This is a genomic window from Microbacterium sp. SL62 (assembly GCF_026672635.1).
Taxonomy (GTDB): Bacteria; Actinomycetota; Actinomycetes; order Actinomycetales; family Microbacteriaceae; genus Microbacterium; species Microbacterium testaceum_A.
The window spans coordinates 44,797-59,106 of record NZ_JAPPRM010000002.1; the positions used below are offsets into that span (position 1 = coordinate 44,797).

Sequence of the window (14,310 nt, forward strand, 5' to 3'; positions counted from 1 at the left end):
GGCATCGACAGACGACGCCTTCGTCGGCGTGTCGTGGTCGAGCGATGGCGCGAAAATGGCGCGCTCGTAGGCTACGATGGCGGTACCTCCGGGGAACGGCCTGGCGGTACGTCAAAGGACCGGCTCCAACCGGATCTTTGACGGAAGTCCTTCTGAGCGACTTGATTGGCGTCTGGCGCTCAGAAGATCGAATCTTCGGAAGCTCTCGCTTCCACTCGAAACCCCCGCCTCTGGTGGGGGTTTCCTGTGTTTAGGCGGCTGTCGGAACGGCCTCCTTCGCGATCTCGAGCTGCTCGGGCACCGACGGCTTGCTGTCGGGCATCTCGAGAGCCTCGGCGGCCAGGAGGACCATGTAGTCGCCGAAGCTCAGACCGTTCTCGGTGGCGTTGTCCTTGAGGATCGCCCCGAACTCCACGGGAGGCTTGGCGGTGAAGGCGTAGTGACCATTGCGGATCGCGTGGTCGGCCACTCGGACCGTTCGCATCATCGGCGCCGGGATGTACTCCGGCATGTCGAGCCGCTCGGCCGCGAGCTTGACCATGTACTCGCCCGGCGTCAGGTGCGCGCGCACGGCGAAGTAGATGATGGTGTCACCCAGGTCGATGTCCGGGCGGGCAACGATCGCGTCGCGCGCTCCCTTGCCGGGGCGGCCGCGGACGGGCTTAGCTGGGAGGTTCGCGGGGGTGGAGCTGACAGCACCGGAACCCACGCTGGGCTGCTCGATCATGGTGGTCATGTGGCCGAGATTAGGGTCGCCGTGCGCGTTAACTGCGGCACGACACACGGCGCGGTGATCTTTTCCGAAAAAGGTTCCCGACGCCGAAGTCGAACAGAGCGAAACGACGGGCACCCGCGAGACGCTATCAGGGCGCAGTCGGTTCTGCACGTTTACGTGGCAAAGCGGCGTGTTTCCACCATGGGCCACGCGTGACCGCGGCGTGGCCACGGAGCGGTCACCCCGCGGTCAGGATGCGGGCACTCTCTGGCCACATGTCGCCCAGCTCGCCAAAGCGCCACCGCCCGTACCTGGACGTACCTAGATCGACGCAGGTACAGCCGCGGACAAGAAAAGGGGTGATCGGGGGCGGAATCGGTGGGCGCAACCATGCGACACGAGCTCACTCTCTTTAGTCAGGCTGATCGGGTGTTTTCGTCGGCGTACCTGCTGTACCTGGCGCTGGCGAGATCCCTCCAGGGGATGAGTTCGGCGATGAGCGGGGGGGGGGGGGTGTGGGTGTACCTACTTCTTCTTCAATATCTCCAGGTACAGCCAGGTACACCCCCTCGACCGGCCCCCTGAGCCCGTATTTCCGGGGCTCCAGACGTACCTGGTGGTGTACCTGGGCGCCGAATTTGCCAGGTACCGAGCAGGTACGCGCTCCTTTTCCTCGTATACGAGCTGATTCCGCCTGTGGCGCGTGCTAACTTGGCGGCTCTCCCCACGGTGGTACCACTCGGTCGTCAGGCCGAGCACCGGGGGAGGACGCAAAGCCACCGAAGGGACCCGCATGGGACGTACATCTGATGACCCCGGAATCGACACTGACGCCCATCACACCCAGGACTTGTTCGGCTTCGTACCGACCTCCGCGGAGACTCTCACCGATCGCGTGGTCTCCGCATATCTGACCAGCATCGTCAACGACGACGTCACGCTCGGCGTGATCCGCGACGAAATCCTGCAGCGCATCAACGGCGAGATCGCCATGGAGAATCGGGCGCGCAAAGACTCATCGTCGAGCTCGCCGCAAGTCACGAAGGTGCAGGTTCTCGACGAGATCACCGTCGTTCGCGTCCTGCTCTCGCGCTTCCGCATCGTCGCGATCAACCTGGCCGGCTCGACGTCTCCCGACGAGACCCTCCTCGCGATGTACCGCGGCGATTTCGGCCCGGACGCGGGGCTTTACGTGGTCTCGGACACCCCCATCGCGCAGCTGGCCAGCGAGATCCGCCCCAGCTTCACGAGCAACGCAATCGACTCCATGCTGAAGCGCCTGCGCATCCACGCCGAGGTCGTCGCACGCACGACCGACGCTCACCTGGTCCCCGTCGCGAACGGGGTGTTCGACCACAACACACAGGAGCTTCTCCCATTCAGCCCGGACCTGGTCTTCCTCTCGAAGAGCCCCGTTGCCTACAACGCCGCGGCCGCGAACCCGATCATTAAGACCCCGCACGGCGACACCTGGGATGTCGAGAGCTGGATCGCCGATCTCTCTGAGGATGAGGGGGTTCCGGAGTTGCTCTGGGAGATCCTGAGCGCAGCGGTGCGCCCGGGCGTCCGCTGGAACAAGGCCGCCTTCCTGTACTCGAGTCGTGGGAACAACGGGAAGGGCACCTTCTGCGAGCTCGCGCGAAACCTTCTCGGTCCCTCCGGGCACGCATCGATCCCGATCGCAGATTTCGGCAAGCCGTTCGCGCTCACGGAGCTGATCCACGCTCGCGCGATCATCGTCGACGAGAACAGCGTCGGAGCCTTCGCGAAAGACCTCGGAGACTTCAAGAGCGTGGTCACGGGCGACCGCGTCTCGTTGCAGCGAAAGTTCAAAGACCCCGTGACCCTGAGCTTCTCGGGGACGGTCATCCAGTGCGTGAACGACTTCCCCAAGAGCCGCGACAAGAGCGCGTCCTACGCCCGCCGCCAGCTCTACGTGCCCTTCCGGCGCTGGTTCGGCAACACAGAGCGGCGCTACATCAAGGCCGACTATCTCCGACGTCAAGACGTCCTCGAGTACGTGCTGCAGCGCGCGCTCTCGATGAAGCACACGGAGTTCTCCAACCCGCAGGCATGCCAGGACCTTCTCGCGCAGGTACTCCGCGAGAACGCACCAGTGAAGGACTGGTGGGAGGAGTTCTCCGAGCAGTGGGTGTGGGATCTACTTCCGACCGCTTTCCTCTGGGATCACTACCTGGTCTGGTTCAAGCAGACGCACCCATCCGGGATGCCGGGCAACAGGAACGACTTCGCCTCGCAGCTGGTGGAGATCCTGTCCGACTCGACCGAGTGGTCGTACTCGGACCCCCAGAAAAAGCACCGCCCCGGGCAGAAGATGGCGCAGCCGGAGCCACTCATCGCCGAGTACAACCTGCAGGACTGGACCAACAGCGCCTACACCGGGACGGACCCGGTGCGTCGTTGCACCCCGTTCCCGCTGAAGACGAACTATCTCGGCATCGCCCGCCTCATCACCAACGCGGCCACCTCTTCACCCCTGCTCGACGACCTTGCCGCCTGAGCCCGCCCCACATCGAAGGAACACCATGACACCCGGCCAGAACACGCACCCCACGACCGGCGGCTTCTGATGGCGTCCGAAACCCTCTTCCCGACGCGACAGCGCTGCAAGGCCTGCCAGAAGGCTCTGGGCGGCGGCGGCGCCGAGGTCCTCCTCGGCCTGTACTGCTCGGCGCGCTGTGCGGGCATGGCGGCCCCGGTAACCGACCCCACGGCGGCGCCACGCGAATGCAAGACCCAACGCGACGGTCAGTGGGTCTTCAAGCGCCGATACCGCAGCATCAGCGAGATCCCGGAGCGCATCCGCGAGGACGCGTCCACTGACCACTACTGGTGCCGCAACCACTGCGGGGCCTTGCACATCGGCCACAGCCGGATCAATCCGGGCACCGAGCAGTTCCGCATGCTGCAGAACCCGGCCGACCTAGCAGATCTGCTGGTCAAGCTCCGTGGACATGCCACGCGCAAGCAGGTCGCCGAGGTCGCCGGCGTACGGCCCATCCGACTGAAGGAGCTCGAGGAGGGGATCGGGCATCCCGAGTCGATGGCCACGCTCTTCAAGGTGCTGGCCGCCTTGTGCGTGCGTGCCGGAGTCGCTCTGCGCACGTGAGCGAGGGCGCAAAGCTTCGACACAATCGGCGGCTTTGCTTATATCCGCCACGTTTACGAGCAAATTCGACGTTCTTGCACTGATACCGTTGGGGGGGCGGCCGTATCCGACGGTGCGCGACGAACTGAAGATGGAGCACCTGATGGCGGACACCTCTCAGCCCGGTCTGGCCGATACGGAAGAGGGTGGGAAGAAGCGCAAGCGCCTCATGATGCTCATCGCTTTCGCCGGCGTATCCGCACTGTCGCTCAGCACGGCGGGGATCGTCGTGGCCACGAGCAGCGTTTCGAGCTCACCGGCCTCCGTGGAAGCCGAGGCCGCGGCCTCGGCGCCCCCCGAGATCGTCCCCGGCTCGCTCGGTGACGAGGATGCGGATCAGATCGCGACCCCGAGCGCGGAGACCGACCTGCCAACGGAGATCGACGCCGTCGAGGATGATTCCGTCGATGAGCCGCTCTGGCCGATCGGGCCGCCGACGCGACTTCCGGATCTGCGACCCTCGACACCGACAGCGCCTGCGCCGTCGGTGATCCCGGATGCCACGCAGCCCGAACCGAGCCCCCTGCAGCCGGCGCCTGCCGAGCCGACGCAGAGTCCGAGTCCGACGCTTCCCGCCACGCCGACCGCCTCGCCCTCCGCGACCTCTCAGCCGGAGCCGACGGCCGGTGGGGGAGTGGCGACGCCGGGAACCGGCGTCGGTCACGGCGACGAAGAGGGCGGTGACCCCTCGACGCCACATCCCGGCGACACCTCGGAGGAGGGTGGCGCAGGTACATCGCCGGATCCCACGGAATCTCCCACGTCCGAGGATGAGCCCTCAACCGGCGGCGGCGACGAAGTGAACGCCCAGCAACTCTCGATCGCGATCCAGCACGAGGCCTACCACCTCCTCATGCACGTGAAGGGAGTCTTCGACCTCGAGGGGGCCACGTGGCGCATCGCGGCAGGCGATCTTCCTGAAGGTCTCACGATCGACCCCGCGACAGGGACGATCTCGGGGCGCACCCTGGCAGAACCCGGACGCTACGTCTTCCAGCTCGAGGTCGCGAACAGCCAACGCGCGATCCGAGGCTGGTTCCTGATGGTGGTGGCGAAGCCCATCACCCCCGCCCCCGAGCCCGGCGACGACTCGACCGCGAACCCGGACCCAGGCCAGGGGAACGGTAGCGGAGAGGACGGCGGCTCTGTCCCGACGAACCCGTCCGAGCCGGACGCCCCGGATGAAGGCGGCGAGACTCCCGGCCCCGGAGCGGATCCCGACGCCCCGGCGAACCCCGACACCCCCGGTACCGGTACGGATCCAGTCGTGCCGGGAGGCGGAACAGGACAGGTGGACCCGGGCGATGCCGCGAGCCCCACACCGACTGCCCCCGCTACCGAGGGACCGGCGCAGCCGGCCTCACCTTCACCCACGCCGACCCCCTCGGCCTCCGGAAACGAGACCCCGAACGAGCCGGTGGACGGAGAAGGCAGCGAGGTCGAGCCCGCGGACCCGGAGATCGACCAGGGAGCCGGCGGTATTCAGATAGACAAGATCGAGTTCTCGCTCAACCCTCGCATCAGCTTCACGGTCGGCAGCGAGATCGATCTCGATCTCGGCGCCACCAGCTCGACTGGTCTGGCGATCGCGTACGTTGCCGAGGGGTTGCCGAGCTGGCTGAACATCATCGACGGCCATCTGCGAGGCACCGCGCCGTCCACGACGGGGAGCTTCAACCTCACAGTCACGGCCAAGAACGAGAAGGGCTCTGTCGCGCAGCGCTCGGCCGTCTACGTGCTTCCCGCGCACATCGAGATGAACACCACACCGCTGCAGATGGTTTCCGGGCAGGCGCTTTCAGTCCCTCTCCAGGCGAGCAACGGCGCGAGCAATGCGAACTTCGTCTACACGCTCATCAGCGCTCAAGGGGCGACAGCCACGATCGATGAGAGCATGCTCACGGCGTCTTACGCGCTGCCCGGCACCTACGAACTCGTCATCGAGGCGCAGGATGTGAACTCGCCGCAGATTAGCCGCAACACTTTCCGCATCCCGGTGGTCGTCGACGTCATTCCGCTAACCATCAGCGTTGCCGATCTCGACACGACGCAGTACGTCACCACGCTCGAACGGTTCACCGCGGCCGGGGGCTGGGGCGGCTATCAGTTCCGGGTGGTCGAAGGCTCGCTTCCCGCTGGGCTCTCCCTGAAATGGGACGGCACCCTCTCTGGGGCGCCGCGTGACACTGACACTCGGAGCGTGACAATCGAGGTCGTCGACAACAAGGGCCTGACGGCAAGAGGCGTGGTGACGATCACCGTGAAGGGGAACCCTGCGATCACCCCTGCGGGATCGCTCACCACCGCGGTGGGGCCGTACAGCGCCATCTTCTCGGCTGACAGCTCCCAGCTCTATCTGGCGACGAATCAGACGATCTCCCTCGTCGACATCGCCACGAGCACGACGATCAAGCAGCTGAAGATCGGCACGAATCGAAGCGCCGCTCTGAGCCCCGACGGCAACCGCTACGCAGTCGCGTCCGACGGCGCTCTGCAGGTCTACGACGCGAAGACGCTCGAGAAGGTGAACGAGATCAAGGTGGGGACGAGCGCCATGGCGGTCGTGTGGTCCGCCGACAGCAACACGCTGCACTTCGCTCGGTCCAAGTCGGGCAGCGTCGCGGAACTGGTCTCGTACGACGCGTCGACGGGGGCGGTGCTCGGATCGGTCGCCTTCGGCAAAACCGGCTCCGGCTGGCGGATCGACGCGCTTGCGGACGGCCGCGTGCTCGCGACCGCTTCAGGATCGTCCGGCATCTACGTTCTCGACACCCTGTCAGGGACGACGCGGGTGATCACCCCCACCCTCACGTCGTACTTCGTCGCGGCAGCTCCGGGCAACACGGCGTGGACCGGGGCCGGCGGGACTCTCCGGCGCGTCGACCTCGAGACGGGCGATGTCATCGCTACGCACTCCATCAAGGGGATCGTGCTCGCTGGACTCACGATGTCCCCAGATGGGCGGTGGCTGTACGTGTCGGATTCGCGAAATCTGATTGCGGTCGACACCCGCGACGGAAGTGAAGTGGTCAGGGTTCCGCTGCCCAGCGGGATGTCACCTCGAACGACTGTCTCCCCGGATGGCCGAATGGTGGCCGTAACAGGCGGGCCCAATACGACGACCCTCCTGAAATTCACCGCGTCCGACTGAGATCGAGTATTGCGAGGGGGCCCCGGGCGACGGTCCGGGGCCTTCGTCGTAGTCGCAACGCGAAGGGGCGTTTCCCGTAACCCTTGGTTGCTGTTAGTTTGCTCTTAAACAAGCGAAAATCGGAGCACACGTTGCCGGACGATTCCCCCAGTTCATCTGGTTCTGCAGCAGTAACGACCACACCCCTGACCCTCACGCCCGAGCAGCTGGCGAACGAGAACATGCCACTGGCGACCTACCTGGCCACGCAGAAAGCTCGCACAGCCGACCACCTGGACCTCGACGATCTTCTCTCGGCCGCACGGGTCGGTCTGGCGCAGGCAGCGTTGAGCTTCGACGCCTCGCGGGGCGTGCCCTTCAGCGCTTACGCGAGCAGCCAGATCAAGTGGTCGATGGCCACCGAGATGCGCAGGTTCGATCCCGCGGGGGAGCGCAGTCGCCAGAAGATCAAGAAGCTGCACGTGGCCATCGAGGCTGGGACGACCCCCGACGGCCGCCGACCCTCCATCGCTGAGCTCGTCTCGCGGACCGGGATGGATCGGGAGACCGTGACTCAGCACCTGCAGCTCGATGAGATGGTGCGCACGTCGACGAGCTTCGAAGAGCACTTCGCTCCGGATACGGGGCGAGAGGCGACAGACCTCATCGACCAGGTCATCCTCCCCGAGGATGCCGCGGAGCGCTCCGAACGGCGACGGATGCTGGCGCGGATCATCGCGGCTCTTCCCGAGCAGATGGGACTCGTGATCCGAGGCATCTACCTCGAGGACCGCCCTCTCATAGAAATTGCTGCGCAAATGGCCGTGAGCCACCCGTATGTGTCAAAGCTGCGAAAGACGGCATTGGCTCTGATGGGCGAGGCGATGCGCTCGTGGGAGAGCGGGGAGGACCCCGATCGGTCGACGCCGAAGCGGGCGGACTTCTTCGATCAGGTTTTCGGCGCCAACTCGGCCCCTGAGCTGCTCGCATCCTGATGCCGGCCGAGGTGCCGGTGGTGGCCGCTAGGATCGCACGATGATGAAGGGACACGTCGAACGCATGCTGCTGGCCGAGCACGATCGCCAGGCAGCGCAGTCCTACCGCGCGATCGCGGAGGAGGTTGTCAAGATGCGCGAGAAGGCCGTCGAGCTGCACGACGCCGTTGACGCCCACGTTCCCGAAGAGGCTCAGCAGGCGCTGGAGTCCGCGCGCCTCGAGCTCCGCCAGTTCAACCGCATCTGCCTCCGCCACGCGGCCCGACGTCTGGACGCCTCGTTGCGCGCCGAAGGTCATCAGAGCGAGATGGAATCGGCCGTGATCTTCTTCGACATCACGCACCCGGTGGCCCTCGCCGCCTGACAGTTCTCGTGAAGCCCGGATTGATCTCCGGGCTCCACGCATATCCGGCGGCGGCCTGTGGTCCCACACGCCGCCTGCGCCTGCGCGCACATCAGCCCCCCGGTCCGCGGCGCACTGTGGGAAGGAGCGTGAGCTGGCGTCGCGTGGGCGGGTGCCGTCCGCGGGAGATGGCGAAACCGCCATGTGTGCGTCATTTGTCCGCGGAAACCGCCATGTCGACGTGGAACCTAGGAGGGTGGTCGACCCCGCAGCCGCCGCCGAAAGGAGTGTCTTCGGTTACGATTAAACTCGTATACGAGGAAAAACGAACGCAAGGAGACTCATGACGCTGGCCATTCTCACGGAGAAGCCCTCGGCGGGACGAGCCTTCGCCGCCGCCCTCGGTGGCGTCCAGGGGGTCGCCCCCAACGGCGAGAGCTACGTCATCGTCTCCGCGCGTGGCCACCTCTTCGAGCTCGCACCCCCGGAGGCCCAGCTGACCGGAGCGACAGCGGACGAGGCCTCGAAGATGAAGTCATGGGATCTGGCGGATCTCCCTTGGGACAGCACTCGCTTTGCCTGGAGCCGGGTGCCGATCAAAGACACGAAGCAGACTCTCGATCAGCTGCGCGCGGTGCTCGGCCGCGTCGACGAGATCGTCATCGCGACGGACCTCGACCCCACGGGTGAGGGTGACGCGATCGCGTGGAACATCATCGACGAGCTGAAACTGCACCACAAGCGCTTCTCTCGCATGGAGTTCACCGACGAGGCGCCGGCGTCACTCCAACGGGCGTTCGCGAAACGGCGTCCGGTCAAGGGCATGCTGCACGAGGGCGACTACCTGAAGGCAAACTTCCGCGACCGCTTCGACTTCCTCACCATCCAGTTCACTCGCGTGGCGAGCCGGGTGTCCGGCCAGAACCTCGTCCTCCGTCAGGGACGACTGAAATCGGCCATGGTCAAGCTGGTGGGGGACCAGCTGCAGGCACACAAGAACTACGTCAAGGTGACCCAGTTCCAGAACCGCTTCCGCGACGAGAACGGCGTGCTGTACACGAACCCGGAGGAGCCCCGGTTCGCGACGGAGGCGGAAGTGCCTCGACCGTATGGTCCGTCGCGGGTGGTCCTGGACAAGCGCACGAACAAGGCGACGCCCCCTCGTCGACTGTTGGATCTCGCAGGGCTGTCCGCCCGCCTCTCGAGCAAGGGCGTGAAGGCCGACCAGGTCCTCGCCACGTACCAGAAGATGTACGAGGCTCAGGTGGTCTCATACCCCCGCACCGAGGACAAGACGATCACGACCGAGCAGTTCAACGAGCTGCTCCCCTTCGTCAACAAGATCGCCGCGGTGGTCGGGGTCGACCCCTCCCTGCTCACGCACCGTGCGCCCCGCAAGACGCACGTCAAAGACGCCGGCGCCCACGGCGCCAACCGCCCAGGGCCCAAGGTCCCCGCTTCTCTGGACGCACTGAAGACGACGTTCGGCCCCATCGCCCCGCTGATCTACATGGAGCTCGGACGCTCGTATCTGGCGATGCTCGCCGAGGACTACCTCTACGAGGCGCAGGACGGGCACCTGACCCTGTATCCGGCCTTCGTGGGGCGCGCGAACGTCCCAAAGAGCATGGGGTGGAAGCTGGTCTTCTCCGACGCTGACGAAAAGGACGAGTCCGACGCCGAGCAAGACCAGGACAACGCGAACGGCTTGGGGACCGTCGGGCAGCCGATCGTCTTCGAGATCATCCCTCCGCGCCCCGAACACCCGTCGATGAAGTGGTTGATGAAGCAGCTCGAGAAGCGCGACGTCGGCACGGGCGCAACGCGAACGAGCACCTACGCGGACGTCACGAACGCGCGCGCGCGCTTCCCCCTGCTCGCCGAGGCGCGCGGCAAGCTCACGATGACGGAGGCGGGGGACATGAGTCATCGCCTCCTCCCCGGGACGCGCATTGGGGACCTGGAACTGACAGAGCGGGTCTACGCCATCATGCGCGACGTGGCCAGCGGCAAGACCTCCGCCGACAAAGAGCTCGCCCAGGTCGCCGCGTGGGTGCGTGAGGACATCATCACGATGCAGAAGAACGCGACCCAGATGCGCGTCGACCTCGGCTTGAAGGCCCCGGTCCAGGCGGAGCGCGCAGAGGGCGTATGGGCGGAGACCGGGCAGCCGGTGAAGTTCCGTCGCGAGTGGTCGGGACACCGCTTCACCGACCAGCAGGTGACCGACCTCCTCGCCGGCCGCGAGATCGTGTTTCAGGCGTTCTCCGCGAAGCGCAACAATGCCCCCTTCGAAGCGCGCGGCAAGCTCGCCCTGCAGACCATGGAGCGGAACGGCAAGAGCTACCCCTTCGTCGGCTTCAAGCCCGAATTCGGGCCCCGTCGAAGCGCCGCCGGCCAGGAGATGCCTCCGGCCAAGATGTGCGGCCACGCGTTCACCCCCACGGAGATCGACGATCTGCTCAAGGGGCGGAAGATCTATGTCGACGACTTCGTCAGCAAGAAGGGGAAAGAGTTCGCCGCGACCGTCCACTTCGCGAAAGAGATCGGCGGCAAGGAGAAGAAGATCATCTTCGAATTCGCCTGAGGCATACGCACGAAGACCCCCTGCCGGCATCCGTCGGTCGGGGGTCTTTTTGCGTGAGCGAGCGGGATAGTCATCGATGCGTCTTTTCGCCGATATTGCACGGAAACGAGGATTAAACGAACCCTCGAAGGTAGGCTGGAAGCCCCGGGCCGCGCCGCGCCCACTGAGACCAGGAGGCGAATCGTGGCCAAGGCCAGCTACAAGATCCCTACGTCGATCGCTCGATCATTTCTCGATCACGAGATCACCTTCGCCGGCGCCGGCTTCCAGGCGAAGCCCCTCCCCATCAAGGTGATCCTCTTCTGGGTGGCATCGCTGTTCATCGGGTTCTGGGTGCTCTCCACGACCTACCTCAAGCACGCCAACATCTTCCTGCTGATCGGCATCGCGCTCTGGTGGATCGCGGCCACCGCGTTCTTCGGGCGGTACTCGCGCACGAAGGAGCTCAACCTGTTCAGCGTCCCCGCGCTGCTGAATTACATCCAGCCCTCCATGCGGCGCGTCAACACTCGGACGTCCTCTGAGCCGAGCGGCTTCTACTCGATCACGGGCCTCGACGGCGTCGACGAGACCGGTTACCTCACCTGGGCGGACGGGACCGTCGGACAGGCGTATCTCGTCGTCGGCTCGGCGTCCGTGCTTGTGTTCGAGCAGGACCGCATCGCGATCATCGAGCGGGTCGACAACTTCTACCGCAAGGTCGACACCACCGCCGAGTTCATCTGGCTCACGACGAAGGAGCCGCAGCGGGTGTACCGCCAACTGGCCAATCTCGAGCGCCTGAACGTGGACCTGACCGTCGACGACCCCGAACTTCGAGAGCTGATGGAGGAGCGCTACTCGATCCTCACCGACTATGTGGGCGACTCGTTCACCTCGATCCACCAGTACCTCGTCATCAAGGCCGACAACCTCGAGGCACTGCGTCGAGCGCACACCGTCGTGAGTGCCGAAGCCCAGGAGTCGTCGCTCATGATCAAACAACTGACTGCCCTCGACCAGCGCGATGCCCTGGAAATGCTGCGCTCCGTATATGCCGTGTCGCGATAACGGAGACGTGTAGAATTGCAAGAAACACTCATTTACGAGCATAAAACGAGCAGATGCAGAGGATGACTTGAGCGAGACTCAGACCTTCGCCCCGCAGGGGAAGACGCCGTCACCCGATCAGCCTTTCAGCTCCGGTGGCGGCTTCGCTGCACTCCGCCTGGCGGCAGCCCAGGACCAGACCCGGCAGCGTCAGAGCCGGATCGACGAGGAAGCCGCCGCGGACCCCTTCTCCGGAATGAGCGCGCAGGAACGGCGCGACGCGAAGCGCATGATTCGACGACTCAAGGGATCCTTCCGCGATTACCCCCACCTGCTCGCGATCAAGCCTCGCGAGGGGTACGTCTTCCGTTCGGACTACTTCCACATCGACGACTCCGTGGGGTGCGTGCTCGGTTTCTTTCACGACGACGTCGCACAGGACGACTTCGGCGCGTTCTGGGGCATCAACAGGATCCCCGCCGGCCTCGGCGACGGCGTGAGCGTGGTAATGCTCGAGCAGGTTCGCCGGATGGGCAAGAAGTGGATCGAGGATCGCCTGACCGATAGCGAACGCCTCGAGAACATGGACCGCGGAGAACAAGCCGCGGCAACCACGAACAGCTCCCGCCGAAAGGCGCAGAAGGTGAGCTCCGACGTCGACGAGGTCACGGGCGAGCTGAACAACGGCGCCAGCTACCTGCACGTCCACAACCGGCTCCTCGTGCGTGCCGCAAGCCTGGATGCGCTCGACGTCGCGATCGAGAAGATCCGTCGGCTCTACATCGATCGATTCGGCACGCTGACGGTCGCGGCCTACCCGGGCGAGCAGCGACAGGAACTGTCGACCCTCTTAAGAAAGAACGACCGCACGCGTGGCAAGGGACAGCACTTCACCTCCGTCGAGTTCGCCGGCGCGCACTCCCTGGTCACGAACGGGCTCAACGACCCGGCCGGCGAGTACGTCGGCTCGATGCTCGGCGACGTCAACAACTCAGCCGTGCTCTTCGACGTGAACGACTACCAGCACCACGTCGTCGTCGCGGATGCCACGATCAACCCCGTCCTCGGTCGCTGCCACGTACCGGACATGTGGGGGAGCAAGGCCAGCCAGAGCGCACTGCTGAACAACAGGCGCGTCGTCCACCTGGTTCTCGACGGCGCCGACCTGAATACGCTCGGGCCCGCGCTGACCGGCGTCACCGCTCGTCTGGACATGAGCACGGGCGACATCAACATGTTCGAGATGTTCGGCGACGCAGCAGACGAATTCGCGATCTTCTCCGCCCACCTGGAGAAGCTCGTGCTGATGGCCGAGCAGGCGTACGCCACCACCGACTCCGACCGCTCGATCATCCGCGGATCCCTCAAAGAGACGCTGACGATGTTCTACATCGACAAGGGCATGTGGGTGCGCAACGCCAAGGAGAACCGCGAACGGGTGCGGATCGTCGGCCTCGAGCACACGCACGTGCCCCGCCTGCAGGACCTCGTGAGCTACTTCGACACGGCCTACGTGGCTCTCAAGAACAGCACCGCGCGCGACGACAAGCAGATGAACGCTTACAACGTGCTGCGTCTGACGTTCAAGGACATGCTCGACAACGAGGGCGACCTCTTCAACACCTTCACGAGCTCCTCAGTCGATGGAGTCTCGGAAGCGCGTCGGGTGCTCTACGACTTCTCGAAGCTGCTCAACCGCAGCCAGGGCGTCGCGATGGCCCAGCTGGTGAACACCGTCGGATTCGCGGTCAACAGCCTCGGCCTCGGCGACACGGTTATCATCCACGGCGCCGAGTACATCGAGGCGGGCGTGAAGCCGTACATCACCACTCAGCTCGAGCGCCTCTTCAAGCGGGGTGGACGCGTGATGTACCTCTACAACGACGTCGACAAGATGCTCGGCGACGCCGAATTCAACAAGTTCGACCGGGCCGACTGGACCGTGCTCGGTCCGATGGGGGAGAACACAGTCGCCGCGTATCAGCAGAAGCTCAAGCAGGACATCCCGCCGGACCTCGAGCGGCTCATCACGCAGCGCACCCAGGGGCTGGCGTATCTCCGGCGCGACGTCACCAACGTCGTCTTCCACCTCGACCTGGCTCTCGGAGTGAACCCCGCGCGCGCAGCCCAGCGGGAGGAGGCTGCTCGGCAGGTGACACCGCTGAGCCGAGCCGCTCTCACCCCGGCGACGTCTTCGTCGCGCGCAACGCAAGGCGCGGCGGCCCCGCTGCAGCGCACACTCCTCGGAGCCACACAGGGACGGCCGGCGTCCCCCCTCATGCGGAATCGGATGCTCTCGACGCGGTGACCGCCGCCGAGCACACGACCGCACGAATCGATCC

Annotated in this window: 9 protein-coding genes and 1 pseudogene; 9 read left to right on the forward strand and 1 reads right to left on the reverse strand. The window is 65.3% G+C overall.

The genetic code is table 11. The features are described 5' to 3' along the window. Positions 1 to 250: 250 nt before the first annotated feature. Complete coding sequence (locus OVA26_RS16215) at positions 251 to 736, reverse strand: hypothetical protein (RefSeq protein ID WP_268105030.1); 486 nt, start codon at positions 734 to 736, stop codon at positions 251 to 253. A gap of 772 nt (positions 737 to 1,508) precedes the next feature. Between OVA26_RS16215 and OVA26_RS16220 the strand changes: the two genes are divergently transcribed. The 9 genes and pseudogenes from OVA26_RS16220 (at position 1,509) to OVA26_RS16255 (ending at position 14,276) form a co-directional block, all read left to right on the forward strand. Beyond that, positions 1,509 to 3,236 carry a DNA primase family protein gene (locus OVA26_RS16220; protein ID WP_268105031.1) on the forward strand — a complete coding sequence of 576 codons (1,728 nt, stop codon included), beginning with the start codon at positions 1,509 to 1,511 and terminating at the stop codon, positions 3,234 to 3,236. Positions 3,237 to 3,305: 69 nt separating this feature from the next. Continuing rightward, positions 3,306 to 3,845, forward strand: coding sequence for a helix-turn-helix transcriptional regulator (locus tag OVA26_RS16225; RefSeq protein ID WP_268105032.1), 540 nt, complete (start codon positions 3,306 to 3,308; stop codon positions 3,843 to 3,845). 892 nt (positions 3,846 to 4,737) lie between these two features. Next, positions 4,738 to 4,890 (forward strand): annotated as a pseudogene (locus tag OVA26_RS17450) (Ig domain-containing protein); the annotation flags it as partial. Between the two features lie 411 nt (positions 4,891 to 5,301). Next, positions 5,302 to 7,035 (forward strand): WD40 repeat domain-containing protein, encoded by a 1,734-nt coding sequence (locus OVA26_RS16230; protein WP_268105034.1) that lies wholly within the window; start codon positions 5,302 to 5,304, stop codon positions 7,033 to 7,035. A gap of 131 nt (positions 7,036 to 7,166) precedes the next feature. Continuing rightward, entirely contained in the window at positions 7,167 to 8,009 is an 843-nt protein-coding gene (locus OVA26_RS16235) for a sigma-70 family RNA polymerase sigma factor (protein WP_268105035.1), read from the forward strand. A gap of 40 nt (positions 8,010 to 8,049) precedes the next feature. Next, on the forward strand, positions 8,050 to 8,373 hold the full coding sequence (locus OVA26_RS16240) for a hypothetical protein (protein WP_268105036.1): 324 nt from the start codon (positions 8,050 to 8,052) through the stop codon (positions 8,371 to 8,373). 322 nt (positions 8,374 to 8,695) lie between these two features. Beyond that, positions 8,696 to 10,939, forward strand: coding sequence for a DNA topoisomerase (locus OVA26_RS16245; protein WP_268105038.1), 2,244 nt, complete (start codon positions 8,696 to 8,698; stop codon positions 10,937 to 10,939). A 183-nt stretch (positions 10,940 to 11,122) separates the two neighbouring features. Continuing rightward, the gene (locus OVA26_RS16250) at positions 11,123 to 11,989 is read left to right on the forward strand and encodes a hypothetical protein (RefSeq protein ID WP_268105040.1); all 867 of its coding nucleotides are present in this window, start codon (positions 11,123 to 11,125) and stop codon (positions 11,987 to 11,989) included. A gap of 67 nt (positions 11,990 to 12,056) precedes the next feature. Beyond that, positions 12,057 to 14,276, forward strand: a complete 2,220-nt coding sequence (locus tag OVA26_RS16255; protein ID WP_268105042.1) for a hypothetical protein — start codon at positions 12,057 to 12,059, stop codon at positions 14,274 to 14,276. Positions 14,277 to 14,310: the final 34 nt, after the last annotated feature.

Bases quoted from the DNA above. Each gene is read 5' to 3' on its own strand.
- OVA26_RS16245 (WP_268105038.1), top strand. From the start codon at position 8,696: ATGACGCTGGCCATTCTCACGGAGAAGCCCTCGGCGGGACGAGCCTTC.
- OVA26_RS16215 (WP_268105030.1), bottom strand. From the start codon at position 736: ATGACCACCATGATCGAGCAGCCCAGCGTGGGTTCCGGTGCTGTCAGC.
- OVA26_RS16240 (WP_268105036.1), top strand. From the start codon at position 8,050: ATGATGAAGGGACACGTCGAACGCATGCTGCTGGCCGAGCACGATCGC.
- OVA26_RS16225 (WP_268105032.1), top strand. From the start codon at position 3,306: ATGGCGTCCGAAACCCTCTTCCCGACGCGACAGCGCTGCAAGGCCTGC.
- OVA26_RS16220 (WP_268105031.1), top strand. From the start codon at position 1,509: ATGGGACGTACATCTGATGACCCCGGAATCGACACTGACGCCCATCAC.